22 protein-coding genes are annotated in these 24,507 nt (G+C 60.6%); 4 read left to right on the top strand and 18 right to left on the bottom strand.

The window, feature by feature from the left end; translation table 11 throughout:
* Positions 1 to 83: 83 nt before the first annotated feature.
* The 3 genes from BM079_RS12575 to BM079_RS12565 are packed head-to-tail and all read right to left on the bottom strand — an operon-like array spanning position 84 to position 3,915.
* Complete coding sequence (locus BM079_RS12575; protein ID WP_090134642.1) at positions 84 to 2,315, bottom strand: xanthine dehydrogenase family protein molybdopterin-binding subunit; 2,232 nt, start codon at positions 2,313 to 2,315, stop codon at positions 84 to 86.
* A gap of 15 nt (positions 2,316 to 2,330) precedes the next feature.
* The gene (locus BM079_RS12570; RefSeq protein ID WP_090134640.1) at positions 2,331 to 3,320 is read right to left on the bottom strand and encodes an FAD binding domain-containing protein; all 990 of its coding nucleotides are present in this window, start codon (positions 3,318 to 3,320) and stop codon (positions 2,331 to 2,333) included.
* 1 nt (position 3,321) lies between these two features.
* Positions 3,322 to 3,915: a (2Fe-2S)-binding protein gene (locus BM079_RS12565; protein WP_090134637.1), complete on the bottom strand. Its 594-nt coding sequence runs from the start codon at positions 3,913 to 3,915 to the stop codon at positions 3,322 to 3,324.
* A 482-nt stretch (positions 3,916 to 4,397) separates the two neighbouring features.
* Here BM079_RS12565 and BM079_RS12560 point away from each other — a divergent pair, with 482 nt between their 5' ends.
* From BM079_RS12560 to BM079_RS12545, 4 genes are all read left to right on the top strand, one after another.
* On the top strand, positions 4,398 to 5,045 hold the full coding sequence (locus tag BM079_RS12560; RefSeq protein WP_090134635.1) for a TetR family transcriptional regulator: 648 nt from the start codon (positions 4,398 to 4,400) through the stop codon (positions 5,043 to 5,045).
* Positions 5,046 to 5,369: 324 nt separating this feature from the next.
* Positions 5,370 to 5,852: a hypothetical protein gene (locus BM079_RS12555; RefSeq protein WP_090134632.1), complete on the top strand. Its 483-nt coding sequence runs from the start codon at positions 5,370 to 5,372 to the stop codon at positions 5,850 to 5,852.
* A gap of 89 nt (positions 5,853 to 5,941) precedes the next feature.
* Positions 5,942 to 6,412 (top strand): phage holin family protein, encoded by a 471-nt coding sequence (locus BM079_RS12550; RefSeq protein ID WP_090134630.1) that lies wholly within the window; start codon positions 5,942 to 5,944, stop codon positions 6,410 to 6,412.
* Positions 6,412 to 7,431 carry a DUF3618 domain-containing protein gene (locus tag BM079_RS12545; protein ID WP_090134627.1) on the top strand — a complete coding sequence of 340 codons (1,020 nt, stop codon included), beginning with the start codon at positions 6,412 to 6,414 and terminating at the stop codon, positions 7,429 to 7,431. The genes BM079_RS12550 and BM079_RS12545 overlap by 1 nt, the downstream gene beginning before the upstream one ends.
* Before the next feature lie 70 nt (positions 7,432 to 7,501).
* On the opposite strand, the gene BM079_RS12540 is transcribed toward BM079_RS12545, so the two are convergent.
* The 15 genes from BM079_RS12540 to BM079_RS12470 all read right to left on the bottom strand — a co-directional run bounded on the left by BM079_RS12540 (position 7,502) and on the right by BM079_RS12470 (position 24,496).
* Positions 7,502 to 8,884, bottom strand: a complete 1,383-nt coding sequence (locus tag BM079_RS12540) for a GntP family permease (RefSeq protein WP_090134624.1) — start codon at positions 8,882 to 8,884, stop codon at positions 7,502 to 7,504.
* 210 nt (positions 8,885 to 9,094) lie between these two features.
* The gene (locus BM079_RS12535; protein ID WP_090134622.1) at positions 9,095 to 10,081 is read right to left on the bottom strand and encodes an aldo/keto reductase; all 987 of its coding nucleotides are present in this window, start codon (positions 10,079 to 10,081) and stop codon (positions 9,095 to 9,097) included.
* Between the two features lie 241 nt (positions 10,082 to 10,322).
* Positions 10,323 to 11,288: a C-terminal binding protein gene (locus BM079_RS12530; protein WP_090134619.1), complete on the bottom strand. Its 966-nt coding sequence runs from the start codon at positions 11,286 to 11,288 to the stop codon at positions 10,323 to 10,325.
* Positions 11,289 to 11,327: 39 nt separating this feature from the next.
* Complete coding sequence (locus tag BM079_RS12525; RefSeq protein ID WP_090134617.1) at positions 11,328 to 12,344, bottom strand: L-idonate 5-dehydrogenase; 1,017 nt, start codon at positions 12,342 to 12,344, stop codon at positions 11,328 to 11,330.
* Between the two features lie 77 nt (positions 12,345 to 12,421).
* A complete protein-coding gene (locus BM079_RS12520; protein WP_090134615.1) occupies positions 12,422 to 13,192 on the bottom strand; it encodes a glucose 1-dehydrogenase in 771 nt (256 codons plus the stop codon).
* 11 nt (positions 13,193 to 13,203) lie between these two features.
* Positions 13,204 to 14,562, bottom strand: coding sequence for a GntP family permease (locus tag BM079_RS12515; protein ID WP_217639690.1), 1,359 nt, complete (start codon positions 14,560 to 14,562; stop codon positions 13,204 to 13,206).
* A gap of 159 nt (positions 14,563 to 14,721) precedes the next feature.
* The gene (locus tag BM079_RS12510; RefSeq protein ID WP_090134611.1) at positions 14,722 to 15,138 is read right to left on the bottom strand and encodes a hypothetical protein; all 417 of its coding nucleotides are present in this window, start codon (positions 15,136 to 15,138) and stop codon (positions 14,722 to 14,724) included.
* Between the two features lie 137 nt (positions 15,139 to 15,275).
* Complete coding sequence (locus tag BM079_RS12505; protein ID WP_090134608.1) at positions 15,276 to 15,737, bottom strand: hypothetical protein; 462 nt, start codon at positions 15,735 to 15,737, stop codon at positions 15,276 to 15,278.
* The gene (locus BM079_RS12500; RefSeq protein ID WP_090134605.1) at positions 15,734 to 16,078 is read right to left on the bottom strand and encodes a hypothetical protein; all 345 of its coding nucleotides are present in this window, start codon (positions 16,076 to 16,078) and stop codon (positions 15,734 to 15,736) included. Before BM079_RS12500 ends, BM079_RS12505 begins: the two co-directional genes overlap by 4 nt.
* Before the next feature lie 106 nt (positions 16,079 to 16,184).
* A complete protein-coding gene (locus tag BM079_RS12495; RefSeq protein WP_090134603.1) occupies positions 16,185 to 17,687 on the bottom strand; it encodes a fumarate hydratase in 1,503 nt (500 codons plus the stop codon).
* Positions 17,688 to 17,848: 161 nt separating this feature from the next.
* The gene (locus tag BM079_RS12490; protein WP_090134601.1) at positions 17,849 to 19,129 is read right to left on the bottom strand and encodes a TRAP transporter large permease; all 1,281 of its coding nucleotides are present in this window, start codon (positions 19,127 to 19,129) and stop codon (positions 17,849 to 17,851) included.
* A complete protein-coding gene (locus BM079_RS12485) occupies positions 19,126 to 19,776 on the bottom strand; it encodes a TRAP transporter small permease (RefSeq protein ID WP_090134600.1) in 651 nt (216 codons plus the stop codon). Before BM079_RS12485 ends, BM079_RS12490 begins: the two co-directional genes overlap by 4 nt.
* 27 nt (positions 19,777 to 19,803) lie before the next feature.
* Positions 19,804 to 20,763, bottom strand: coding sequence for a TRAP transporter substrate-binding protein (locus BM079_RS12480; RefSeq protein WP_090135011.1), 960 nt, complete (start codon positions 20,761 to 20,763; stop codon positions 19,804 to 19,806).
* 147 nt (positions 20,764 to 20,910) lie between these two features.
* Complete coding sequence (locus BM079_RS12475) at positions 20,911 to 22,080, bottom strand: hypothetical protein (protein WP_245743032.1); 1,170 nt, start codon at positions 22,078 to 22,080, stop codon at positions 20,911 to 20,913.
* Positions 22,081 to 22,285: 205 nt separating this feature from the next.
* Complete coding sequence (locus tag BM079_RS12470; protein ID WP_090134598.1) at positions 22,286 to 24,496, bottom strand: TonB-dependent siderophore receptor; 2,211 nt, start codon at positions 24,494 to 24,496, stop codon at positions 22,286 to 22,288.
* Between the last annotated feature and the right edge of the window lie 11 nt (positions 24,497 to 24,507).

Genomic DNA, 24,507 nt, shown 5'->3' with positions numbered 1-24,507 from the left:
TTTATTCGGAGCAGGAAAAATCGATCCCAAAAAGCCGGCCCCTTGCGGGGGTCGGCCTTTTGACACAAAAATCTGGCTCGGGATCAGGACGCCAGCATTTTCTCGATCGAGATCGGCATATCGCGAATGCGCTTGCCGGTGGCGTTATAAACGGCGTTGGAAATGGCGGCTGCCACACCGGTCAGCCCGATTTCGCCGACGCCGCGCGCGCCGAAGGCATTGTGGTGATAGTCGGGATAGTCGAGCAGCTCGACGTCCACCTCCGGCATGTCGGCATTCACCGGCAGGATGTAGTCCGCCAGGTTGTTATTGTAGGGATAGCCGCTGTGATCGAACTCGGCCTGCTCGAACAGGCCCATCCCCATGCCCATGACAATGCCGCCCTCGACCTGGTTGCGTGCCGTCATCGGATTGATGGCGCGGCCGATATCGATGGTCGAGACCACGCGCGCCACGCGCAGACGCGAGATGCCCGGATCCCAGCGAATTTCCACGAACACGGCGCCGAAGGAGCGGAAGCTGTACTGACTCTGCTCGTCGCCGGGCTGAGCAGACCCCACGGCATCCACCAGCCCCAGCTGGTTGTCCTTGAGCAGCTGCGTGACGTCAACGCTTTGACCGCCGTGCACGAGCCTGCCGTCCTGGAACTCGATGGCATCCGTGTCAGCATTTTCAAACGCGCCGCCTTCGGCCGTGGCCAGCGTCTTGAGCTGCGACACCGCTTCGTCAAAGGCCGCCGAAACCGCCGGCAACACGGTGGACGTGGCAAACGAGCCCCCCGACAGCGGTCCGGAGGGCAGCGAGGAATCCCCGAGGCGCACATCGATCATCTCGATGGGGATACCGGTCAGCTTGCTGGCCGTCTGTGCCACGATGGTATAGGTGCCGGTGCCGATGTCCTGAGTACCACAGGCGACCAGCAGCGAACCGTCGGCGCGGAATCCGAAGCGTGCACTGCAGTGCTGGCGCATCGCTTCCCAGCTCTGGGTCGCCATGCCATAGCCGATGATCTCGTCACCGTCTTTCATCGCACCGGGCGTGGCATTGCGCTTGTCCCAGCCAAAGCGGCTGGCCGCATTGTCCCAGCACTCTCTGAGATGATTGCTCGACCAAGGCAGGCCGGAAGCCGGGTCCTTGTCGGCAAAATTTTTCTTTCTGAGCTCCAGCGGGTCCATGTCGAGCTGGACCGCAAGCTCATCAAGCGCGGTTTCCAGTGCAAAGTTACCGGAGGACTCTCCGGGAGCGCGCATCGGGCACGGCGGGCACTTGTTGACCGTGACCAGCCGATTGGTGACAGCGACATTGCCACAGTCATACATCTTGGGCGTGGCGCCGCTGACGGTGTCATCGTGCTTGCCGGCCGGCGAGCTTTCGTTGCAGCCGTCGTGATGGATGGAGAGCAGTCGGCCGCTGTCGTCGGCGCCCAGACGCACGCGCTGCAGCGAGGTCGGGCGATAGCCGGTGGCCAGATACTCCTGCTGTCGCGACAGCACCGTCTTGACCGGGCGGCCCAGACGACGCGCCGCGACGGCGGTCATGATGGCGTGCGGCCACATGAAAAGCTTGCTGCCAAAGCCCGAGCCGATGAAATGCGAAATGACCGTGACCTTCTCGGGCGGAATGCCGAAGATTTTGGCCAGCGCGTTGCGCTGGAAGACCACTCCCTGAGAGGACTCGTAGATGGTCAGCATGTCGTTTTCCCACTGCGCCACCGAGGCATGCATCTCCATGACGCTGTGGTTTTCCTGGGCGATCGTGTAGCGCTGATCGAGCCTGACGCTGGCCGATTCGAGCGCCGAGTCGGCATCCCCCAGCGAGGAGGCATCGCCTGACTGTTCTTCGCCGGGCAGGTCGCCTTCGCCGCGATCCAGCGTCCTGATATCGGTCAGAAAATCATCGCTGCGCTCGTAGTTGGCCCTGACTTTTCTGGCCGCCGCGCGGGCGTGGTTCAGGGTGTCGGCCACCACCAGGGCAATGTACTGGCCCTGATAGTGGATCTCGTTGTCCTCGAACGGCAGGCGCGGTTCGCTGGTCAGGTTTTCTTCAGCGAAGCTATTGGGTGAACGGCTGAGCCGGTCGAAATTGTCGTGATGGAAAATATCCAGCACGCCCGGCATCGCCAGCGCCTCGTCGAGTTCCAGCGACACCAGCTTACCGCTGGTAATCGTACTGGTGACCGGATACCCCCAGGTCTGGTTGGGCAGGTTACGGTCGGCGGCGTAGTCGGCGCCACCGGTCAGCTTGAGCGTGCCGTCAATGCGCGGCTTCTCGGCGCTTAAATTGTGTTCGCGGGTCTTTCCGGTATCGGTGGTCATGTGATCTCTCCGTGATCAGACGCGAGCGGCGGCGGTGGCATCCCTGAGCGCACGCGCAATCGCCTGCTTGCCCAGCGTGATCTTGTAGCCGTTGTGGCTGTAGGCCACAGCATCCGTAAAGGCGGCCTCGGCAGCGCGCTCGAAATTCTCCTGCGTGGCCGGCTGCCCCTTCAGGACCTCTTCTGCAGCCGTGGCGCGCCAGGGTCTGGTCGCGACACCACCAAGTGCCAGGCGCACGTCACTGACGCTGTCGCCATCGAGGGTAACGATGGCGGCACAGGAGGCGAGCGCAAATTCATAGGAGGCGCGGTCGCGCAGTTTGAGGTAGTGCTGACCGCCGCCGCGCGGCGCGTCGAGAATCACATGGGTGATCAGCTCGCCCGGCTTCAGGTCGTGCTCGCGCTCGGGCGTGTTCCCCGGCAGCAGGTGATAGTCCTCGAAAGCCACTTCACGCTGGCCCTCGGGGCCTTCCAGCACCAGGGTAGCGCCGGCGGCGACCATGCCGACACACATGTCGGAGGGGTGCGTGGCGATGCACTGATCGCTGGTGCCCAGCACGGCGTGGTTACGGTTGATGCCGTCAATGGCCGAGCAGCCCGATCCGGGCTCGCGCTTGTTGCAGGGCATATCGGGATCGCGGAAATAGGGGCAGCGCGTGCGCTGCATGACGTTGCCCCCGGTGGTGGCCATGTTGCGCAGACCGGTAGAGGCCCCGGAGAGCAGCGCCTCGCTGAGCACCGGGTAGTCACGCATCACGATGTCGTGTCGGGCCAGCTCGGTATTGGAGACCAGCGCGCCTACCTTGAGACGCCCGTCATCAAGCAGCTCGATACGCTTGAGCGGCAGTCGGGTGACATCGACCACCTTTTCGGGCTGCATCACATCGAGTTTGACCAGGTCCAGCAACGTGGTGCCCCCGGCGATAAAGGCCTGACCGTCATGAACGCTGCGATGGCGAACGGCCTGATCGATGGCCTCGACACTTTCAAGTTCAAACGTGCGCATGTTACTGGCCTCCCCGCATCTTGCCGCGTGCCTGCTGTACCGCCTCGAGAATGTTCTTGTAGGCGCCGCAGCGGCAGATGTTGCCGCTCATGGCCTCGCGCAGCGAGGCTTCGTCGCCGTCGATGCTGTCATCGCTGATGATGGCCGAGGCGGTCATCATCTGCCCTGCCGTGCAGTAGCCGCACTGGTAGGCATCGTGCTCGAGAAAGGCTTCCTGTACCGGATGGTGACCCTGTTCGAAGCCGGCGCTTTCGGCCAGTCCTTCGATGGTGACGATCTCGGCACCTTCCTGCATGCAGGCCAGCATCAGGCAGCTGTTGACGCTGCGACCGTTGACGTGAACGGTGCAGGCGCCGCACTGGCCGTGGTCACAGCCCTTCTTGGTGCCGAAAAGATTCAGCTCATCACGCAGCACATCCAGCAGTACGGCATTGGGCGCGACCTGCAGTGCGTGCTGCTGCCCATTGACGGTCAGAGTGATACGGCGGGTATCGGACGTTTTGCCGGAAGCGGCTCTGGGGCGTTCGGCGATTTCTGCCTGGGCGCCGGGGGTACAAAACCCCACGCCCGTCGAATGACGGTTAACAGATGCCATAGGTCAGATCCTCATCAGTCGTCTTGTACGATCACTACTTGTTTGTACGGTCACTGCTTGTTGTCTGCAGTACGGTCACTGCATCGTCCGAAGGCCGCGATACCCGACGTGTCGGGCACCGGATCATGCGCTATGGCTATCGGATCGGTGATTCGTATTGCGTGTCGCCCGTCACGGAGGGCGGCGGATGGCGCCATGATGCGTTGTCACGGGCCTTATGGATGCGGTCAGGAGTTAATAAGGTAGGTAACGAATTTCAGACCATCAAGCCGGCCACTGCCGGGCAGACCTCCACCCGGCCGGACCATCGTGCTCAAACGCTGAAATCCGTGGTAAAGACCAATGATCTATTCATGATCACACACTGCAAATATACAATCGCGCATGTATGCATTATTGTGCGATCGCCTGTGTGAAACGCCCTGTCCACGCAGTCGTGTTTACTCATTTCGTGAGACAGGGTCTACGTCAAGAAGACGTCCATGAGAAAGACCAAGGAAGAAGCAGAGCTGACGCGCCAGGCTTTGATCAATGCCGCCGAACACCTCTTTATCGAAAAGGGACTCAGCCGCACAACACACAATGACATTGCCACCCGTGCCGGCGTGACTCGCGGGGCACTGAACTGGCATTTCCCCGAAGGGAAAAGCGGCATCCTTTCGGCCCTGCTCGAACGCAAGCGCCAGATGCCGGAGCGCCTTGCCAACCATCTGGCCCAGTGCGAGCTGGGTGCCCAGGCGCCGGTGTCCATCATGCGCCTGACCCTGATTCAGGATCTGCAATCCCTGTCACGTGATGAGCAGCTTCAACGCATTCTGTTGCTGACCAACTCGCGCAACGAGTTCATCGGGGAGTTTGCCTGGGTCAACGAGAAACTCGACCTGCACATGCGTGAGTGTCGCGACATCATCAGTCATATTCTCGAGCGTGGCCTGAGCTGTGGCGAAATCACCCTGAGAGGCGAGCTCGATGCAGATATGGCCGCCTCTCTGCTGCTCTCCTGCATCAAGGGCACTGCTACCGACTGGCTATTGAAGCAGACGCTCTTCGAGCTGGCCCGAGACAGTGAGATGGTCGTCAATACCCTGATCGAAGGCATCGTGATCTGGCAGCGTGGCCCTGTTTCCTGACAGGGCTTTTCCTGGCGACAACGCTTATTTTTTCCATCAACCTCAATAATTTCCGGCCTTCATCTTTTTTTACTGTCGAGCGCCTTTTTTGTCCTGTGACGCGATGACCGCTCCTGTCATGCCCTGCCTCAACACCGTTTTTAACATGAATCATGTTTAAACCATTTATAACAATTTCTTCTGCCTTTTACTGACTTATTGTCTTTTTTTGTCTTGACGCAGTGGCGGCTCAATCTACTGTTTCAAAGTGGATATCAAAAAGGATATTCAGAGGTTTTGGCAGGGTTGATTCAGGTTAAATTTACCGGCTTCAGGGTGCACCTCATGAACGACACGGATGAACGTTTCATGCATGGCGATAACCGCCAGCAAGGCAGCGCAGGAAGCAATGGCGCTCAGGACAATGCCCATCAGAGCAATGGTCGCCAGGACGATGGCCAGGCGCGTCAGAATCGTGAGCAGGCGCAGCAGAAAGCAAAGGAAACCGCTGATCAGGCTCGCCAGGAAGCCCTGCGCCGCGCCGATGCCCAGAAGGGCTTCGTGGCCGACTATATCTCGAACTTCTCCGAGGCCGTGCGCAGCATGGCGATGCAGTTCAAGGATCAGGACCAGGTATCGCTGGCGGACTACACGTATCGTCTGGCCGATAGAACCGACACGCTGGCGGACCACCTGCGCGATGAAAACAGCGAATCCCTGTTGAAACAGGCTCAGGACTTCTCTCGCCGCGAGCCGGCGCTGTTTATCGGTGGCATGGTGGCCGGCGGTTTTCTGCTGTCGCGCTTTCTGAAAAGCTCCAATCGTTGAGCTGCCCCTGACCGGCTCGTTCAACAGAACCGGCCCGTTCAACAGGCATCCAGCACCATAGTGTTTCAATCAACAGGGAGCGTTCGATCATGACACAACCTTCAGATCAAAAGGACCCGAATCCCGAAGAGCGTCGACACGACGAGCACAGCGGTGAAACCCCTCGCGGCATGGTGGGGATGCTCTCCTCGCTGCTCAACGACGTTACCTCGCTGGTCCGTCAGGAAATTGCGCTTGGCAAGGCCGAGATGCAGCAGAACATCAAGCGCGCCGGCGCGGCCATCGCCTCCATGGTAGTGGCCGGTGCCGTCCTCAACGCAGGCCTTCTGGTGCTGCTGGCCGCTGTCGTACTGGGTCTGAGCAACGTGCTGGCCCCCTGGCTTTCGGCCCTGATCGTGGGCGCTGTTGTCGCCCTGATCGGCATGAGCATGATGAAAAAGGCCAGAGACACGCTGAGCACTCAGGCCATGACGCCGGACCGCACCGTGGACAACCTGCAGCAGGATCAGTCCATGCTCAAGGAACACGCCAGCCGCCAGAAGGATGAGGAGACAAGATAATGAGCGACCATAATCAGGATCAGCAGGATACCCGCAGCCCCGAAGAGATCGAAGCCGATATCAACAGGACCCGCTCTCATCTGGATGACACGCTCAGTGACTTTCAGGAGCGCTTTTCCTCCGACCACATGATGCACAGCGCCATGGAATACGTAAAAAGCGACTCGGCCAGAGACTACTTCTCCAATCTGGGCCGCTCGATCCGTGACAACCCGATGCCAGCGGCCATGATCGGCGTGGGCATTGGCTGGCTGATCTATTCCCAGAGCTCGGGTTCGAGCCGTAGCGATGTGCCGACCCGGTTCAACGACAAGCGCCAGAAGCAGGCGCGTCACGCGGCCGCGGACACCACGCCGCAGACGCATGAATATGACGAACTTTACGACGAGCCGCTCTTTGATGAGCCACTCTATAGTGAGGGTGAGTCGGTCGATCAGTACTATTCGAGCCGATCGAGCCAGCACGATGATGGCGGCCTGCGCCAGCGCGCCAGTGACGCCATGCACGGCGCCGGTGACAAGGCACGCAGTGTGAAGGATGGCGCTGGAGAACGGGCGCACAACTTCAAAAGCGGTGCCGGAGACCGAATGCATCGCATGAAGCAGGGGTCCAGCGACCGTTTGCATAACGCCTCTTCAAAAGCGCGTGATACCGGCTCGTGGCTGAGTGACATGGCCCATGACAACCCGGTGGCCGCCGGCGCTCTGGGTCTGGCAGCCGGCGCTCTGCTGGGCTCGCTGCTGCCCGCCTCGCGCGCCGAACAGCGCGCCATGGGCGATACCCGTGACCATCTGGTGGATCGGGCCAGCGAAGTGGGCTCCGAACAGCTTGATCGCGCCAGTGACAAGGCTCAGGAAGCCACCGACAGGCATACCTCCGATGATAGCGACCACCCGCAGCGCAACACGTCATCGAACAGAGGCAGGCCCTTCTCAACCGATGACAGTGACAGCGAACCGCACTTTGACAGCACGCTGTCCACGGACCACGTTCCGGGCAGCACGCGCCCCGGCAACTGATCCCTGGTCTTCGCCCATAGAAAACGACGCCCGAGAGCGTCGTTTTTTTGATCCCCTTGCGAATCGAGTCTCAGAAGATCATGAAAACGATCCACGCCATGGCAAAGCCCAGCATCGACTCCAGCGTCTGCTGAGTGGTCCAGACCTTGAGCGTGGTCTTCACGTCCATGCCCATCAGCCGGCCGACCAGCCAGAAGCCTGAATCGTTGACGTGGCTGGCAAATACCGAACCGGCCGCGGTGGCCAGCGTAATGGCGACCACCTGCATGGTCGAGAAGTCTCCTGCTTCCACGGCAGGTGCCATCAGCCCCGCCGCCGTCACCAGCGCTACCGTGGCCGACCCCTGGGCGACGCGCATCAGCACCGCCACCACATAGGCAGCCATGATCACCGACAGGCCCAGATTTTCGAGCGAGCCCGACAGCGCATCGCCAATGCCCGAGGCGCGCAGCACACCGCCAAACATGCCGCCGGCACCGGTAATGAGCACCACCGAACAGATCGGACCCAGCGCAGAATCCAGCACCTTCTCGAGCGCCGTACCCGATTGGCCGCGGCGGCCGCCCAGCACCCACAGTGCCACCAGCACCGAGATCAAAAGCGCAATCGGCGTCTCACCCAGCGCCGAGCAGAGCTTGTACCAGCCGGCGTCACTATCGACCATGCCGGCGGCGCGCAGGAAATCCAGCCCGGTATTCATGAAGATCAGCGCCATCGGCAGCAGCAGCATGCCGAGCACGGCCCCGATCGATGGCGGATTGCTCACCTCTTCTTCGTTGCTGTCGCCGAACATGCCGCCGGCCACCTGCTCGAGCGTGATGCGCGAGGCGGCAAAACGACTCCAGAGATGGCCCGACAGATACCAGAGCGGAAAGGCGATCACCACGCCGGTCAGCATCACCAGCCCCAGGTTGGCGCCATAGAGCTCGGAGGCCGCGACTGGCCCGGGATGTGGCGGCACAAAGACGTGCATGACCGAAAACGCCGCGGCGGCGGGCAGCGCAAAGGGGATGATGGGTCCATCAAGGCGTCTGGCGATGGCAAAGATAACCGGCAGCATCACGATCAGACCGGCGTCCATGAAGATGGGAAACCCCATCAGCAGCGATGCCACACCAAGTGCAAAGGGCGCGCGCTTCTCACCGAAGATGGCAATCATGCGATCGGCCAGCACCTTCGCCCCGCCGGAAGACTCCACCAGCTTGCCCAGCATGGCCCCGAGTCCAATCAGCAGAGCTACCGAACCCAGCGTACTGCCGAAATTGCTGACCAGTGTCGGCACGATCTGATCGACGGGAATACCGGCGGCAAAAGCGGTTAACAGACTGACGAGAATCAGGGTGACAAAGGCATGCACCCTGAACTTGATGACCATGAGCAACAGCACGGCAATGGCGCCCGCTGCAATCCCCAGCAGCGGCCCTGCCGACATGGTCTGACTCCAGTTTTCCATCCTCTCTCCTGATGGCTGCCCGGCCGGGGCGCGCGGTTCAATGTTTTGATGACAGGTGCAGGCCCTTCAGCCGGCAAAAAGTCTAGGGATGCATTCAGATGATGCCAAACCCTTTTGCGTATTTTATTGATTCAAAATGTCTTTTACGCAAAAGCCCCGACAGACGCCGGGGCTCTTTTAATTCAAACGACCGTTGGCTGAAAGGGTGACCTAGACAAACCCGACGACCTCATGGGGTACATAGGGGGCTTCAAGCTGGTCGATTTCGGCCTGGCTCAGCGCGATCTCGAGTGCTCCCAGAGCCTGATCCATGTGATGGGATTTACTGGCCCCCACGATCGGCGCCGTAATACCCGGCTTTTGCAGAAGCCAGGCCAGCGCGATCTGAGCCGGCGAGACGCCTCGCGCCCCGGCCACCTCATGAAGTGCCTCGATCACCGGCACGTCGCGCTCAAGGCCGAGATTCCAGGCCCGCATCTGCGCATCGCTTTTGGCGCGGGTGGTCTGACCTTCACCGCCCACCGGCTTGCTGCCGGCCAGCACCCCGCGTGCCAGCGGACTCCAGGGGATCACGCCCACGCCCTGATCGATACACTGCGGGATCATCTCGCGCTCTTCCTCGCGATAGATGAGATTGACCATCGGCTGCATGGTGGAGAATTTCGTCCAGCCGTTTTTCTCCGCCACGTGCTGGGCTTTCGCAAACTGCCAGGCGTGCATGCTGGAGGCGCCGATATAGCGTGCCTTGCCGGCCTTCACGACTTCATGCAGTGCCTCCATGGTCTCCTCGATGGGCGTGTCGTAATCCCAGCGATGAGTCTGATAGAGATCGACATAATCCATGCCCAATCGGGTCAGCGAAGCATTGATGGCATGATGAATGTGCTTGCGCGACAGCCCCCGCTCGTTGGGGGTCTTGTTGCCGGTCGGGTTATACACCTTGGTGGCCAGCACCACCTCCTCTCGGCGGGCGAAATCGCGCAGTGCGCGTCCCACGACCTCTTCGGAGGCGCCGTCAGAGTACATGTCGGCAGTATCAAAGAAGTTGATGCCTGCATCGAGCGCCTGCTCGATGAAGGGTCGACTCTGTCGGTCGTCCAGTACCCAGTCGCGCCACTGTGGCGTGCCATAGGTCATGGTGCCCAGACACAGCGGTGATACCTTGAGTCCGGTACGACCCAGATTGCGATAGTCCATGAAGTGTTCTCCCCGCCTGAATGGCGACCAACAGTTTCAGTCACCATTTAACATTCAAGTTAGCCGGCTAACAGCATGGCAAAGATGGTGGGCTTGGCAAGTCTCTGATGGTATTGATGACCAACAGCAAGGGAAGGATCGACGTAGAAGGAATGACTGACAGCAAGGGAATGACCGACATAAAAAAGTGGAGAAGCGCCATGTGCTTCTCCACGATTTTGGTATCGACTTCAATGAGATCTTATCCGTCCAGCACTTCCGGATTGAGAATATTGCGCGGTCGCCGACCGGCAATCACATCAATCGCGTTTTGCGCGGTGCGCGCCTTGAGCTCAGCGTAGGACTCCTCGGTATAAAACCCGGCATGCGGCGTGAGGATGACGCGTTCAAACCGGGTCAGCGGATGGCCCACGGCCAGCGGTTCTTCTTCCAGCACATCCAGCCCGGCCCCGAAGATCTGCCCTGATGCCAGCGCCTCGACCAGCGCGTCGGTATCCACCACACCACCGCGGGCGGTGTTGATCAGGATGGCATCGTCACGCATGGCAGCCAGTGCGGCGACATCGATCAGATGATGGGTCTGCTCGGTCAGCGGCAGGTGCAGGGAGATGACCTGCGCACTCGACACCAGGGTATCAAACGACACCACTGCCCAGCCTTCGGGCGTGGTGTCTCCCGGGGTCAGGCGCGGGTCCGTCAGCACGACCTCAAACCCGAGACCGGCCGCCTTGCGCGCCGTCGCCATCCCGATGGCTCCGGCGCCGATCACGCCAAAACGACGGCCGCGCAGCTGAAAGATCGGCTGTGCCGGCTCCAGCGACGGCGCGCCTTCGCGCAGGCGCCGGTCCAGACCGGTGACGTCGCGCAGCACGGCCAGGGCCAAGGTGATCGCATGATCGGATACGGCTTCGGTGCCGTAATCCGGCACGTTGCACACCGCCACACCGTGGCGGGTGGCCGCCTCGACATCGACGGTATCGACCCCAACCCCGTAGCGAGATACCACCCTCAGCCCGGGCAGCGCTGCCAGCACCTCGGCAGTGATCTGCCCGTACTGCACGATCAGCCCCTGAGCATCACCGGCGTTAGCGATAATGCCATCGGGCGTGGTGTCCTGGCACCACGTCAGGCCGCCGTCGGCGGCCTCGACACACTCGCGTTCGATGTCGACACCAGCATGATCACAATCAGTAATGACAATGTGCATCCGAGCTCCCCCGTGGGCCACCTGCCTGCGTCGGTGTCGTCAGTCCTGTGGCCAGAGACGCACCAGTACCTTGCCGGAGACCTGGGCATCCTTCGCCGTGGCAAAGGCTTCCACGGCCTGACCGGCCGGCACCTCATGGGTAATGACCTGGTCAAATCGATCATCGCGGGCCAGCAGTTCGATGGCCTCGTCCACTTCCTGATTGAACCGGAAGCAGCCACGAAGCTGAACCTCCTTCGAGATCAGCGTGGCCAGCTCCAGCGGCTGGGGGCCAGCGCCCATCATGCCGATCTGAGCGATGACCCCGGCCCGACGCACGGCGCGAATGGCGGTATCGATCGAGGCCGGCACACCGGAGCACTCCAGCGCCACATCATAGGCCTCGGCATCCGGCGTCTGCTCGCCAATGCGGATGGTGTGGTGCACGCCAAGGGCGCGGGCACGCTCGAGTGGCCCTTCAAAAACGTCCGTGGCGGTCACTTCAAGCGCGCCCTTCGCCAGCGCGGCGGCGGCCGTCAGAAGCCCGATCGGGCCACTGCCGCAGACCAGTACCCGCTTGCCCTCGACGCCGCCGGCCACGTTGATACCGTGCAGCGCCACCGCCAGCGGCTCGGTCAGCGCGGCCCGTTTGAGCGAGAGGCCTTCAGGCAGAACGCGAATCATGCCGCGCGTCACTACCAGATATTCGCTCATGCCGCCCTGGGTGTGAGGCGTGGTAGAGGCCGAGCCCAGATAGGCGCCCTTCGGCCACAGGTGAGGCAGCTCTTCAAGACCCGGCTGACATTCGCCGAAGGTCGCCGGGTGGAAGGTCACCGGTGTGCCCGGCGCCAGCTCACCGGAGGGGTCCAGATCGACGGTACCGGAAAGCTCGTGGCCCGGAATCAGGGGCTCACGCACTACAAAGGCGCCGTTGGCCCCGTCGTGGTAGTAGTGCAGATCGGAGCCACAGATACCGCCCCAGGCAATACGCACGCGCACCTGTCCTTCCTGTGGCTCGGGCGTGGTCCAGTCCTGCTCGCGCAGATCCTGTTTGCCATGAATGACCAGTGCTTTCATCGTCATGCTCCGTTACACACTCAAAAATCAAGGGGGTAAAGACAGCGCAGGGGCCCGAAGGCCCCTGGCGTAAACCCTCAGACCACCGAGGTCATGCCACCATCCACGAAGATGTTCTGCCCCGAGACAAAGCTCGAGGCGTCCGAGCAGAGATAGACCAGCGTGCCCACCAGCTCCTGGACATTGCCCCAGCGCTGGGCCGGCGTACGATTCTCGACCCAGCTGTTGAACGCCTCGTCCTGCCACAGGGCCGTGTTCATATCGGTCTTGAAATAGCCCGGCGAGATGCAGTTGACCTGGATATCAAAGCGCGCCAGATCCGCCGCCATGCCCTTGGTCAGCATCGCGACACCGCCCTTGGAGGCCGAATAGGGCACGATGGTCTGACGTGCCAGCATCGACTGCACCGAGCCGATATTGACGATCTTGCCGTGGCCACGCTCGGCCATGTGGCGCCCCAGCGCATTGGAGACATAGAACGCGCTGGAAAGGTTGGTCGCCAGCACCGCGTCCCAGTCGGCCGGATCGAACTCGGTAAACGGTGCGCGGCGCTGAAGCCCGGCATTATTGACCAGAATGTCCGGTACGCCGTGCGTCTCGACCACGCTGTTCAACGCCGCCCTGACATCCTCGCTTTGCGTAACGTCAAAGGTCACACCGAACGCTTCGCTGCCGGTAGCCTCGATAATGGCCTGCACCGCATGGTTGACCGTGTCTTCACTGCGCCCGTGAATGATGACGCGGGCGCCCTGCTCGGCAAGGCCCTGAGCGAGTGCAAAGCCCAGCCCGCGCGAAGAACCGGTAATCAGCGCCAGCCTTCCCCTGATGTCAAACGGGTTCACCGCCATGAAAACGTCCTTTAGAAAATAATGAACATGAGATAGGCCAGGATGAAACCGACCACGGACTCAATGGTCTGCTGAACGGTCCAGGTCTTGAGCGTGGTACGTACGTCCATGCCCAGCAGACGCCCCACCAGCCAGAAGCCGGAGTCGTTGACGTGGCCGGCAAAGACCGAGCCTGCCGCCGTAGCCAGCGTTACCGCGATGACCTGCATGGTGCTGTAATCACCGGTTGCAACGGCAGGCGCCATGAGACCGGCCGCCGTGACCAGCGCTACGGTCGCCGACCCCTGGGCCAGACGCATGACAACGGCCACCACATAAGCCGCCACGATGACCGGCAGTCCGAGATCGCCCAGCGAATCCGCCAGTGCATCACCAATGCCCGAAGCGCGCAGCACGCCGCCGAACATGCCGCCGGCGCCGGTGATCAGCACGACCGAACAGATCGGACCCAGCGAACTTTCAAGAATCTTCTCGATGGCACTGCCGTTTTCACCGCGACGTGTGCCCAGCACGATGGCGGCCACCAGCACCGAAATCAGCAGTGCAATCGGCGTGCTGCCCAGCGTCGTGAGCACCTGAAACCAGGTCTGATCGGCATCGGCCATGCCGGCCGCGCGCAGAAAATCCAGCCCGGTGTTCATGAAGATCAGCACCAGCGGCAGCAGCAGCATGCCGATGACAGTGCCTACCGTTGGCGGATTTTTGATCTCGTCGTTATCGACCTTGCCAAAGAGGCTTTCGGCCAGCTGAAAGCTGTAATGTTTCGCGCAGAACTTGCCCCACAGGTAACCGGAGACATACCACATGGGCAACACGATCACGAGACCGGCCAGCATCAGAATGCCCAGATTGGCCCCGTAAAGTTCCGATGCGGTCACCGGACCGGGATGCGGCGGTACAAACACGTGCATGACGGAGAAAGCCGCCGCCGTTGGAATGGCGTACAAAAGGATCGGCCCGCCCAGGCGGCGCGCCACGGCAAAAACGATCGGCAGCATCACGATCAGGCCGGCATCGAAAAAGATCGGGAAGCCCATCAAAAGCGACGCCACACCGAGTGCCAGCGGAGCGCGCTTTTCACCGAACAGCTCGATCATGCGATCAGCCAGCACCCGGGCGCCACCAGAGTTTTCGACCAGCCGGCCCAGCATGGCCCCGAGGCCCACCAGCAGCGCCACCGCGCCCAGCGTCTTGCCGAAGTTGTTGACCAGCGTCGGCACGATCTGATCGACCGGAATACCGGTGGCAAAAGCCGTGATCAAACTCACCAGAATCAACGCCAGAAAGGCGTGCAGCTTGAATCGAATGACCAATATCAGCAGCGCCGCTATGGCCGCCGCGGCAATCCCCAGCAGAGGTCCTGCTGTCATCGTCTGTGTCCAACCATCCATGCGACATCCCCTTGAATCATTCTTGTAACGGCCGCGAGAGCCAATCCCGAGGCATATTACAGGAGGGGACTTCCCCCGGAATCAGACTTAAGTCTATAGACGGAAGGGGAATATCACAGCGGCACAGATCCGATCCGCTCAGCGCTTGAAGGTTTTAAAAAGCTCCTCGCCCATCGTTGGGCACCAGCGACCTGCTGCGGCAGCGATGGCAACCCCTAAAAGCGTCTTGAGCGGCGGCCCCCATTCAAGCGTCGCAGCCGAGGAGAGATAGAGATACAGGAAAAAGAGCATCATGACCGCACCGCCCACCAGGGCGCCGGAGCGACGACCGGCAATGACGATCGAAGCCAGCACTCCCAGTGCCGGGATGGCCACCGACAGGATGCTGATCCTTGCGGCCTGATGGGTAGTGCCTGCGTATTCGTTGACCAGCCCCAGCCCGAACTGCCACAGCAGCATATAGACCGCAACCGGCGCGACCATGGCACCGCTGAGCCTTGCCATGAACCCCAGGGCGTCCCCGGGTTCCTCATTGTTGCCGTGCTGACCGGCCATGACTGCCTCGCTTGAACGATAAGAGTGAAGAGGGCTTATTAGACCATCGTCCTCCAGGCGCGTTAAGTCCGCACGCCTCACGCAAACGCGCCGCCTGACAGCAGGCGGCGCTTCGGATGCCGGGTTTGATGTCATCGTCAGCTGACGGTCACGCCTTCCGGCAGACGCTGTTTCAAGACATACATGAACCGTTCCCTCTCTGAAGAAGACATCTCGATCAGTTTCATCTTCACCTGCCGCGGAGAGGCATCGGGCTTGTCATGGCGACGATAATAGATCCGACAGAGATTCCCCTTGCGCCGAACCTCAACAATCTCGGTGTACAGGAAAGTGTGCCAGCCCAGAGCAGGGGCCAGTTTGACCTTCATGTGATCGGGCTGCATATCGGCGTAAAGGGTGAAATGACGCCAGATACCGACAGCGATCAGGATAAGCGGCAGGGTCAGGGTGGAGACAGGCATGTCCACATAGGGTCGGGAGACACTCATCATGACATTCAGCACCAGCAAAATGATGCCGGCCAGACTCATCAGCAGGCCAAAGCGATTGGCACGAAACTGATGAACCGTGGTGGACTGACCCTCAGCAGACATCGTCATGTCCTCTCCTCCGTTGACCGACCGGCCGCGACGCGACGGTCTGCCAGAGTATCGCTGTCATTGCTCGACATGACGCGACGGGCACCGATGATGGCGACCAGCCCCAGAGGCACGAAGATCACGGCCCCCACGATGGCAGCGATACCGCCCGGGCGCTTTTTACCCAGCCACATCATGACAAGCCCTGAAAGAGAGATCAGCCAGCTGATGAGCAACACGCCCACCAGGACCTGCCAGACCCCATCCGGCATATTCCCTGTGGAAGGGTCATGACGCATGACTCCGTTGACATAAAGAATGTACAGAAAGTTGAGCACGATACCCGATATCGCCATGCCCATAATGAAAGCTCCCCTCATGACTGAAGGGAGCACTTTTTATTAGATACAACAACATTAATCAAATTAAATATTATGATGCGGTACCGACATCCCTCCGAAAGCAGGCTCAACGCCGAGCGATGATCTCCTGCCATTTGGCCGGCCCCAGCGTATGAACGCTGTCGCCGCGACTGTCGACCGCGACCGTCACCGGCATGTCGCTGACCTCGAACTCATAGATCGCTTCCATGCCAAGATCTTCAAAGGCCAGCACCTTCGACGCCTTGATCGCCTGCGCAACCAGGTAGGCGGCCCCGCCGACGGCCATCAGGTAGGCCGCACCGTTATCCCGGATTGCCTCGATAGCGCTCGGTCCGCGCTCGGATTTGCCTACCATGCCCAGAAGACCGGTCTCCTCCAGAATGGTGCGGGTAAACTTGTCCATACGTGTGGCCGTGGTCGGTCCAGCCGGGCCGACGACCTCGCCATCCATCGGATCAACCGGGCCGACGTAATAGATAAAGCGGCCCTTGAGATCGACCGGCAGCGGCTCGCCCTTCGAGATCATGTCGACCATGCGCTTGTGCGCGGCGTCACGGCCGGTCAGCAGCTTGCCGGAGAGCAGCAGCGTGTCACCGGGCGACCAGGTCGCGACCTCTTCGGGAGTGATGTCATCCAGATTGACGCGCTTGACGCCCTCGCCCGCTTCCCAGGCAATTTCCGGCCAATCGTCGATTTCCGGTACCGGCAGAACCGCCGGGCCGCTGCCGTCAAGATGAAAGTGCACGTGGCGAGTAGCCGCACAGTTGGGAATGATCGCCACCGGCTTGTTGGCCGCATGGGTCGGGCAGTCCCTGACCTTGATGTCCAGTACCGTGGTCAGCCCGCCCAGCCCCTGAGCGCCGATACCAAGGCGATTGACCTTCTCGAACAGCTCCAGGCGCAGCTCCTCGGCACGGTTTGATGACCCGCGCGCCTGCAGATCCTGAATATCGATCGGATCAAGCAACGACTCCTTGGCCATTTTCATCGCCTGCTCGGCGGTGCCGCCAATACCGATGCCCAGCATGCCCGGCGGGCACCAGCCGGCGCCCATCTTTGGCACCTGCTCGAGCACCCAGTCCACCACGCTGTCGGAGGGATTGAGCATGGCAAACTTGGATTTCGCCTCGCTGCCGCCGCCCTTGGCGGCCACATGGATCTCGACCTGATCCCCCGGCACCAGCCGGTGGTGAATGATCGCCGGCGTATTATCCTTCGTATTGCGCCGCGCACCGTCCGGATCTTCGAGAATCGAGGCGCGCAGGATGTTGTCCGGATGGTTGTAGGCGCGGCGCACGCCTTCATTGATCATGTCATCCAGGCTCATGTCGGCGTCCCACTGCACGTTCATGCCCACGTTGACAAACACGGTCACGATGCCGGTGTCCTGACAGATGGGACGATGGCCGGTAGCACACATGCGCGAATTGATCAGGATCTGGGAGATGGCATCACGCGCCGCGGGGTTTTCCTCACGCTGATACGCCTGATGCATGGCATCGATGAAGTCTTTCGGGTGGTAGTAGGAGATGTATTGCAGCGCGTCGGTCACGCTGTCGATCAGGTCATTCTGGCGAATCACGGTCATGACACGGTTTTCCTTGTTCCTTTCGATTCTCATGCAGCGCCGGTCAGGAAGGCGCCACCCGGTCGAAGTGCGCCCTCGGCGGTCAGCATCATACGCCTGTCTGCCGGCTGCGACGAGTCGACGCAGCCGGCAGGGCGAGGATCAAGGAAACGCAGTGATGACTACATACCCAGAAGCTCCGGCAGTCCCAGCGAAATAAAGGGCACGTAGGTAATCAGCAGCAGGAAGCTGATCAACAACAGCAGCCACGGGCTCGAGGCGCGAATGACCTGCGTCAGCGGCTGGCCGGTGACGGCCGAGGCGACAAACAGGTTGAGTCCGGTCGGCGGCGTCAGCATGCCGATCTCCATGTTGACCACCATGATGATGCCCAGATGCACCGGATCAATGCCCAATTGCATGGCGATCGGGAACAGGATCGGCGCCAGAATCAGGATGATCGCCGAAGGCTCCATGAAACTGCCGGCCACCAGCAGGATAATGTTGACCACCAGCAAAAAAGCGATCGGCGAGAACTGCTGATCCACGACCCACTGGGTGATGACCTGCGGGATCTGCTCGGTCGTCAGCACATGGGCAAAGAGCATGGCATTGGCAATGATGAACATCAGGACGATGCTCAGTTTCGCCGCCTCCAGAATCACCTTCGGGCACTCGCGCCAGCTGATATCGCGATAAACCACCAGCGCCACGAAGGCGGCATAGACGGCGGCCACCGCAGCGGCCTCGGTCGGTGTAAACATACCGGTATAAATACCACCCAGGATGATCACGATCAGCAGCAGTCCCCAGAAGGACTTGCGCGCCAGCACCAGCGTCTCCTTCAAGGGCACTCGCGGCAGGGCCGGCATGTTCTTGATGCGTGCAATGATGTAGATCGCGATCATCAACAGAAGGCCCAGCATCAGTCCCGGCACCACACCCGCCATGAACAGCTTGCCTACCGAGGTTTCGGTCGCCGCCCCATAGACCACCATCACGATCGACGGCGGAATCAGAATGCCCAGCGTGCCGGCGTTACAGACAATGCCGGTCGCAAACGACTGCGTATAGCCAGAGCGCACCATGCCGGCGATCACTACCGAGCCGACGGCCGCCACAGTCGCCGGTGAGGAACCGGAGAGCGCGGCAAAGAGCACGCAGGCCATGACCGAGGCAATCGGCAGACCGCCGCGGAAATGCCCCACACAGGCATTGGCGAAATCAATCAATCGCCGCGCCACACCACCGCTGGTCATGAAGGCGCCAGAGAGCAGGAAAAAGGGGATGGCCAGCAGCGTGTAGTGTTCTGAAGTCTCAAACAGCTTGATCGCCAGCGAGCGGATCGAGTCCTGACTGAACAGCAGAATCGTCAACGCCCCCGAGAGCCCCAGAGACACCGCAATCGGCACGCTTAAAAACAGCAGCACAAACAGGGCAACAAACAAAAAGGCGATGGTCATGACCTTGATTCCTTCGAGATGTCCGGATGGACATCGGTCGCCAGCTTGAGCGCATCGGCGGCTTCATCCGCCATCTGCAGACCGTTTTGTTCGCCGCGTAGGGTCAGCACGAAGGCCTCTACCAGACGCGCAATTACCAGCGCAAATCCGAGCGGCACGATCAGCGCAATATGCCACTGCATGACGTGAAACTCGTCGAGGTCTTCCGCACCGAGCCCGGCCCCATGCAGTGCCGCGACCCAGTCATAGCTCGATACCATCATCAGCACCGCATAACCCAGCACGACCAGCAGCACGATGATCGAACAGAGCCGCCGCAGAGGCGCACTGAAGGTGCGCACCAGCAGATCGACCCCGATATGGGCACCGGTACGGATGCCATAGGAAATCCCCAGAAAGATCAGCCAGCCAAAGCAGGCACGGGTCAGCGCCGAACTCCAGGTCATCTTTTGTGCGATATCGAGCAGCACATCACCGATGGCAAACATGGGGCCTTCCAGCGCCGGAAAGGCATCGGCACCGGCGTAGAACACCACGTAGAGATTATTGAACATCACGTAGACAAACGTGATCAGCGTCATGGCGGTTAAAAAGAGGGCCACCAGGCCCTCTTCGAGATGGTTCCAGAGATTGAGCAGTGTCTTCATTGCCATGACTCCCGTGGCGTCGCCCTGTCAGCCCGCACTGTTGGCGTTTTCAGCAGACTTGATCAGGTCGGCACCGATCTGGCCTTCAAACTTCTTCCAGACCGGACGCAGCGCCTCGCGCCACTCTTCACGCTGCTCGGGTGTCAGCTCGATGATGTCACTGGTGCCGGCATCGATGATCGCCTGACGGTCATGATCATTGATGGCACGCGCCTGGTTGTTCACCTCGGTGGTCACTTCATCGAGAATGTCGGTCAGCTCACTGCGCACATCGTCGGGCAGACCGTTCCAGAATTTCGCATTGGTGATCAGCATGTAGTCCAGTACGCCATGATTGGACTCGGTGATGTAGTCCTGCACCTCGTAGAACTTCTGGCTGTAGATGTTGGACCAGGGGTTTTCGGCCCCATTGACCACACCGGTCTGCAGTCCCTGATACACCTCGGCAAAGCTCATCTTGCGCGGTACGGCGCGCAGCTGCTTGAACTGCTCTTCCAGTACGTTGGAGGCCTGTACACGGAACTTGAGGCCACGCGCGTCCTTCGGCTCATGCAGTGCCTTGTTGGCCGAGAGCTGCTTCATGCCGTTGTGCCAGTAGCCCAGCCCGATGATGCCCTTGTCTTCCATCGAGGTGAGAAGCTTTTTGCCCTCATCGCTTGCCTGGAAGCGGTCGACAGCGGCCAGATCATCAAAGAGAAACGGCAGATCAAAGATCTGCAGGGATTCGTTGTACTTGTCGAATTTGGCAAGCGAAGGCGCCAGCATCTGCACATCGCCCAACAGCAGGGCTTCCATCTCCTTGCCATCACCATAAAGTGACGAGTTCGGGTACACCTCCACTTTTACCTTATCGCCCAGACGCTCCTTGACCAGCTTCTGGAACATCAAGGCCCCCTGGCCCTTGGGCGTGCTGTCCGCCACCACATGTGAAAACTTGATCACGATCGGCGAATCAGCCGCCATGGCATGGCTACCGATGGCGAGCATGCAGGCCGCGCCGAGCAGGCCCAGTGAACGACCCAGTGAGATATGAAACATGGTGGTGCTCTCCGCAACAGACCAGGAAGGGGCCGGGCCCGGTGGGAGCTGATGCCCGGCATGAGTGCATATACGGCCATTCGCGGAGAAAGCGTATTAGACCTTGGTATCCACCCGCCTGGACCCTCGCCTCACGGTGAGCAACATCCACAAAAGGGGTCGAATCAACCAGCGCCAGAGCAGATTGCTCAGCCACAAAAACGGCAGCGCGATCGAAAACCACAGCACGAACTGTCCCAGCTTCACCGGCCAGCCCAGCCAGCGGGCCAGATTGGCGCCGAGCCCGTTGATCAGATCCGGATGACGCACCACCACCCAGGCCGTAGCACCCACGGCGGCCAGTTTTGCCGGCCGCGACAACCGACCAAAGCGAAGCCCGGCCGGCACCAGCGCCCGACTGCTTCGAAGCTCGCCGCTGGCCCCTGCCGCCACCCGGCTCTCCACAGCGCCGGCACGCATCGCCCGGCCTGCCCGCAGCCACTTGACCGCTCCGGCCATCATGACGACATCAACCCCCGCCCAGGCGATGTCCGCCGGGCCGACATCATCAGGGCCCTGTATCGTTCGCTCCAGATCGCGCAGGCCACCGGTGAAGAAATCGCTTACGCCAGCAACCAGCCGCTCGCCCTGTAGCCAGTGCACGCCGTCATGCTCATCCACCATGAATTGATCGAGAAAGCCGTAGCCCTCCTCCTGCAGGAAGGCGACGGCGTAGAGGCCACGCTGGTAAGGCGTCAGGCCGCGCACATCATCCGTTTTTGAGTCGGCGGCATCGTTCTCAACGGCGTCGTTCTCAACGGAATCGTCCCTGGCATCATTGCTCGTGCTTTCTTCGTTCCACCAGCCAGCGATGGCGCCACGGGCGTTGCGATATCGCTGTGTGGCCCAGTGGCGCGCGCTCAGGGTGGGCATCGTATTGTCATGGAACCAGACCACCGGCAACACAGCGTCCGGCCCGAAGCGCGAGAGCACGTCCTGAAAGCCGGGATCGAAGCCGTATTCGGTGAGCACCCGACGGGCGGCATCGCCGTGACGCGACAACGCCAGCGCGCCGTTGAAGACCAGCGACGGATCATCGGACCAGGACAGAAAAAGCGTATTGAGCGCCTCGGATTCGTGGGTCAGCGAGTGCGCCACCGTCTTGGGCAGCGCGTCAGAAGCCGAGGCGCGCAGAAAACGGGATTCAAACGGCGTGGCCGTCGCGGCAGCCGAAAGCGCGCCGGCAACCAGAGCGGCCGTCAGCACCAGCACAAGAAAACGGGTCATCGAATGCCCTACCGGGTGTGGATAACATAAAGTCTCCAGTATGGCATTTTCGCGTCAGGGAGAACCCGGGTAATGAACACAGCGCTCCCATAAGCAACCGTTCAGAGCCCGATCCAACGAAAGGAGGCAACGCCAATATCACGTTGCCTCCCCTGTCATACCGCTGGCCCGGGCCAATGACACCGATGAGCGGAATACGTGTGGCCTAGAAGCGGTAGTCCAGCGTGGCCGTTACCTGACGCTCATCACCGAAGTAGCAATAGTTTTCGCTGAAACAGCCCGTCACATGCTTCTTGTCAAACAGATTGGTCGCGTTCAGCTTGAGCGTTGCCCCGTTGAGTTCGTTGGAGAACTCGCCCAGATCAACACTGACAAAGGCATCGGCCAGCGTATAGTCACCGGTCTTGCGCGTATTGTCGGCATTGGCGTAGCTGCCCTTGACGTAGCGACCGCCGACGCCGCCACGAACACCACGCGGAAAGTCGTACTGCATCCACAGAGATGCGGTCTGTTCGGGCGAGAGCACCGGGGTATTGCCGGATTCGATATTGACGCCGTCCTGACTGACGCTGTCACGATATTCGATATCGTTGTAGCTGTAGCCAGCGATCGCGCGCAGCCGGTCAGTGAGCGCTGCATTGGCGGACAGTTCAACCCCGCGTGAGCGAATATCGCCGGCACTGATATAGGACACCGGGCTGACAGTCGTGCGCTGCTGCACGTTTTCCTGGGTCAGGTCATAGAACGCGATCTGATAAAGATCATCGGTGCCGGGCGGCTGATACTTGACGCCGATTTCGTGCTGCTGGCTATCGACCGGCTCCGGCACTAGGCCATCGACCGACGAATCGGGACTGGGGTTGAAGGCCTCGCTATAGGAGTAATAAGGCGCGATGCCTGAATCGAAGCGATACAGCAGGGACGCACTGCCTGAAAACGACTTGTCGTTGCGGCTATCGGTGTTGCCATAAAGGTGCGAGTGATATTCGCGATCCAGAAAATCCTGGCGCCCGCCAAGCGTCAGGTTCCAGCGGTTCCAGCGCATCTGGTCCTGTAGATAGATGCCGCCCTGCTGCACCTTGCGGGTGTCGTCAGCGTACACGCCTGGTTCTCCAGAGAGCGAATTACCGGAGTAATCAGGGTTGAAAGGATCCAGCGGCCTGACGCTGGCACCCTGCTGTGTCGGTGCAGAAGAGAATTTAGCGTCATTTTTACGGCGCTGGTAATCAAACCCTGCCAGCAGGGTGTGCTCTACCTCGCCGGTCATGATCTCGTATTGCAGGTTATTGTCCGTCGAGAAGGCCTGCAGATCTTCATTCGATCCCGAATAACCGCGAGCCAGCTCGGCGCCGTTGCCGGTGAACCCGACCTGATAGACCTGCCCGACCTCCACATCCATGTTGGTATAGCGAGCGCGCGAGTTGAACGTCAGGTTGTCGCTGAAGCGGTGCTGCAGTTGATACGAGAAGATACGCTGATTGCGCCTGAAAACGTCGTTGGCCGGGTCGGCGTCCGACCAGGAAGAATCAACGGTGCCGCCAAAGCGTGAACCACTGACGCTCAGGTCATAGGGCACCGCCCCGTGATAGTCGCCGGCGGGGTCATGCTGTAGATAGGCCTGCAGGGTGAGGTCGGTGTCCTCGGTCGGCGTCAGCGTTATCTGCGGCATGATCGCGTAGCGCTCGCGCTTTGCGACATCAAACTGGGTATCCGAACTGCTGCCCAGTGCCGTGATTCGATAAGCACCAAGAGAGGGGTCGCTCAAGGGGCCGGTCACATCGATCCCGGCGCCGTAGGTGTCGAAACTGCCGCCGTACAGCCGGAAGAGCCCCTGCTGCTCGGACTGCGGTTTTTTGGTGGTCATTGACACCATGCCCCCCGGCATGGTCCGACCGTACAGCGAAGAGGCCGGGCCCTTGACCACATCAACACGCTCGAGAAAGAACGGATCGATCTGCATCGCCGAGTAGGCACCGGGGTCCGATTGCAGCCGCATGCCATCCAGGAAGGTATTGTCGACATCCCCCCCGTGGAAGCCGCGTAGCGAGACCACGTCCGAACGCTTGGAAGCGCCCGCCAGACCGGTGAAGGCACCCGGCGTGTAGAGCAGCGCATCGTTGATATTGGTAATGCCCTGATCATCGAGCTGCTGGCGCGTCACCACGTTGATCGTGCGTGCGGTTTCGGCCAGCGGCGTGGCGGTCTTGGTGCCGGCATCACTGCCCTGCACGGAATACCCCTGTGTCGGACCATCGACGTCCGACAGATTCTGGCCGGTGATGACCATCGTGTCCGTGCCCTGATCATCGGGCTGGGCCAGGGTATTGACGCTCCATCCACCCAGTACAACGCCTGCAAGCAGCGGCGCCTGAGAAAGATATTTCAAGGATCCCTTGAAGTACTTGATTGACAACATTGGTAAGACAA

Source organism: Kushneria avicenniae, from assembly GCF_900112585.1.
GTDB classification, from domain to species: Bacteria; Pseudomonadota; Gammaproteobacteria; order Pseudomonadales; family Halomonadaceae; genus Kushneria; species Kushneria avicenniae.
The sequence above is the reverse complement of the archived record's forward strand: the minus strand, read 5'-3'. Positions and strand labels throughout refer to the sequence as shown.

Bases quoted from the DNA above. Each gene is read 5' to 3' on its own strand.
- BM079_RS12575 (WP_090134642.1), bottom strand. From the start codon at position 2,315: ATGACCACCGATACCGGAAAGACCCGCGAACACAATTTAAGCGCCGAG.
- BM079_RS12570 (WP_090134640.1), bottom strand. From the start codon at position 3,320: ATGCGCACGTTTGAACTTGAAAGTGTCGAGGCCATCGATCAGGCCGTT.
- BM079_RS12565 (WP_090134637.1), bottom strand. From the start codon at position 3,915: ATGGCATCTGTTAACCGTCATTCGACGGGCGTGGGGTTTTGTACCCCC.
- BM079_RS12560 (WP_090134635.1), top strand. From the start codon at position 4,398: ATGAGAAAGACCAAGGAAGAAGCAGAGCTGACGCGCCAGGCTTTGATC.
- BM079_RS12555 (WP_090134632.1), top strand. From the start codon at position 5,370: ATGAACGACACGGATGAACGTTTCATGCATGGCGATAACCGCCAGCAA.
- BM079_RS12550 (WP_090134630.1), top strand. From the start codon at position 5,942: ATGACACAACCTTCAGATCAAAAGGACCCGAATCCCGAAGAGCGTCGA.
- BM079_RS12545 (WP_090134627.1), top strand. From the start codon at position 6,412: ATGAGCGACCATAATCAGGATCAGCAGGATACCCGCAGCCCCGAAGAG.
- BM079_RS12540 (WP_090134624.1), bottom strand. From the start codon at position 8,884: ATGGAAAACTGGAGTCAGACCATGTCGGCAGGGCCGCTGCTGGGGATT.
- BM079_RS12535 (WP_090134622.1), bottom strand. From the start codon at position 10,081: ATGGACTATCGCAATCTGGGTCGTACCGGACTCAAGGTATCACCGCTG.
- BM079_RS12530 (WP_090134619.1), bottom strand. From the start codon at position 11,288: ATGCACATTGTCATTACTGATTGTGATCATGCTGGTGTCGACATCGAA.
- BM079_RS12525 (WP_090134617.1), bottom strand. From the start codon at position 12,344: ATGAAAGCACTGGTCATTCATGGCAAACAGGATCTGCGCGAGCAGGAC.
- BM079_RS12520 (WP_090134615.1), bottom strand. From the start codon at position 13,192: ATGGCGGTGAACCCGTTTGACATCAGGGGAAGGCTGGCGCTGATTACC.
- BM079_RS12515 (WP_217639690.1), bottom strand. From the start codon at position 14,562: ATGACAGCAGGACCTCTGCTGGGGATTGCCGCGGCGGCCATAGCGGCG.
- BM079_RS12510 (WP_090134611.1), bottom strand. From the start codon at position 15,138: ATGGCCGGTCAGCACGGCAACAATGAGGAACCCGGGGACGCCCTGGGG.
- BM079_RS12505 (WP_090134608.1), bottom strand. From the start codon at position 15,737: ATGACGATGTCTGCTGAGGGTCAGTCCACCACGGTTCATCAGTTTCGT.
- BM079_RS12500 (WP_090134605.1), bottom strand. From the start codon at position 16,078: ATGGGCATGGCGATATCGGGTATCGTGCTCAACTTTCTGTACATTCTT.
- BM079_RS12495 (WP_090134603.1), bottom strand. From the start codon at position 17,687: ATGACCGTGATTCGCCAGAATGACCTGATCGACAGCGTGACCGACGCG.
- BM079_RS12490 (WP_090134601.1), bottom strand. From the start codon at position 19,129: ATGACCATCGCCTTTTTGTTTGTTGCCCTGTTTGTGCTGCTGTTTTTA.
- BM079_RS12485 (WP_090134600.1), bottom strand. From the start codon at position 19,776: ATGAAGACACTGCTCAATCTCTGGAACCATCTCGAAGAGGGCCTGGTG.
- BM079_RS12480 (WP_090135011.1), bottom strand. From the start codon at position 20,763: ATGCTCGCCATCGGTAGCCATGCCATGGCGGCTGATTCGCCGATCGTG.
- BM079_RS12475 (WP_245743032.1), bottom strand. From the start codon at position 22,080: ATGACCCGTTTTCTTGTGCTGGTGCTGACGGCCGCTCTGGTTGCCGGC.
- BM079_RS12470 (WP_090134598.1), bottom strand. From the start codon at position 24,496: ATGTTGTCAATCAAGTACTTCAAGGGATCCTTGAAATATCTTTCTCAG.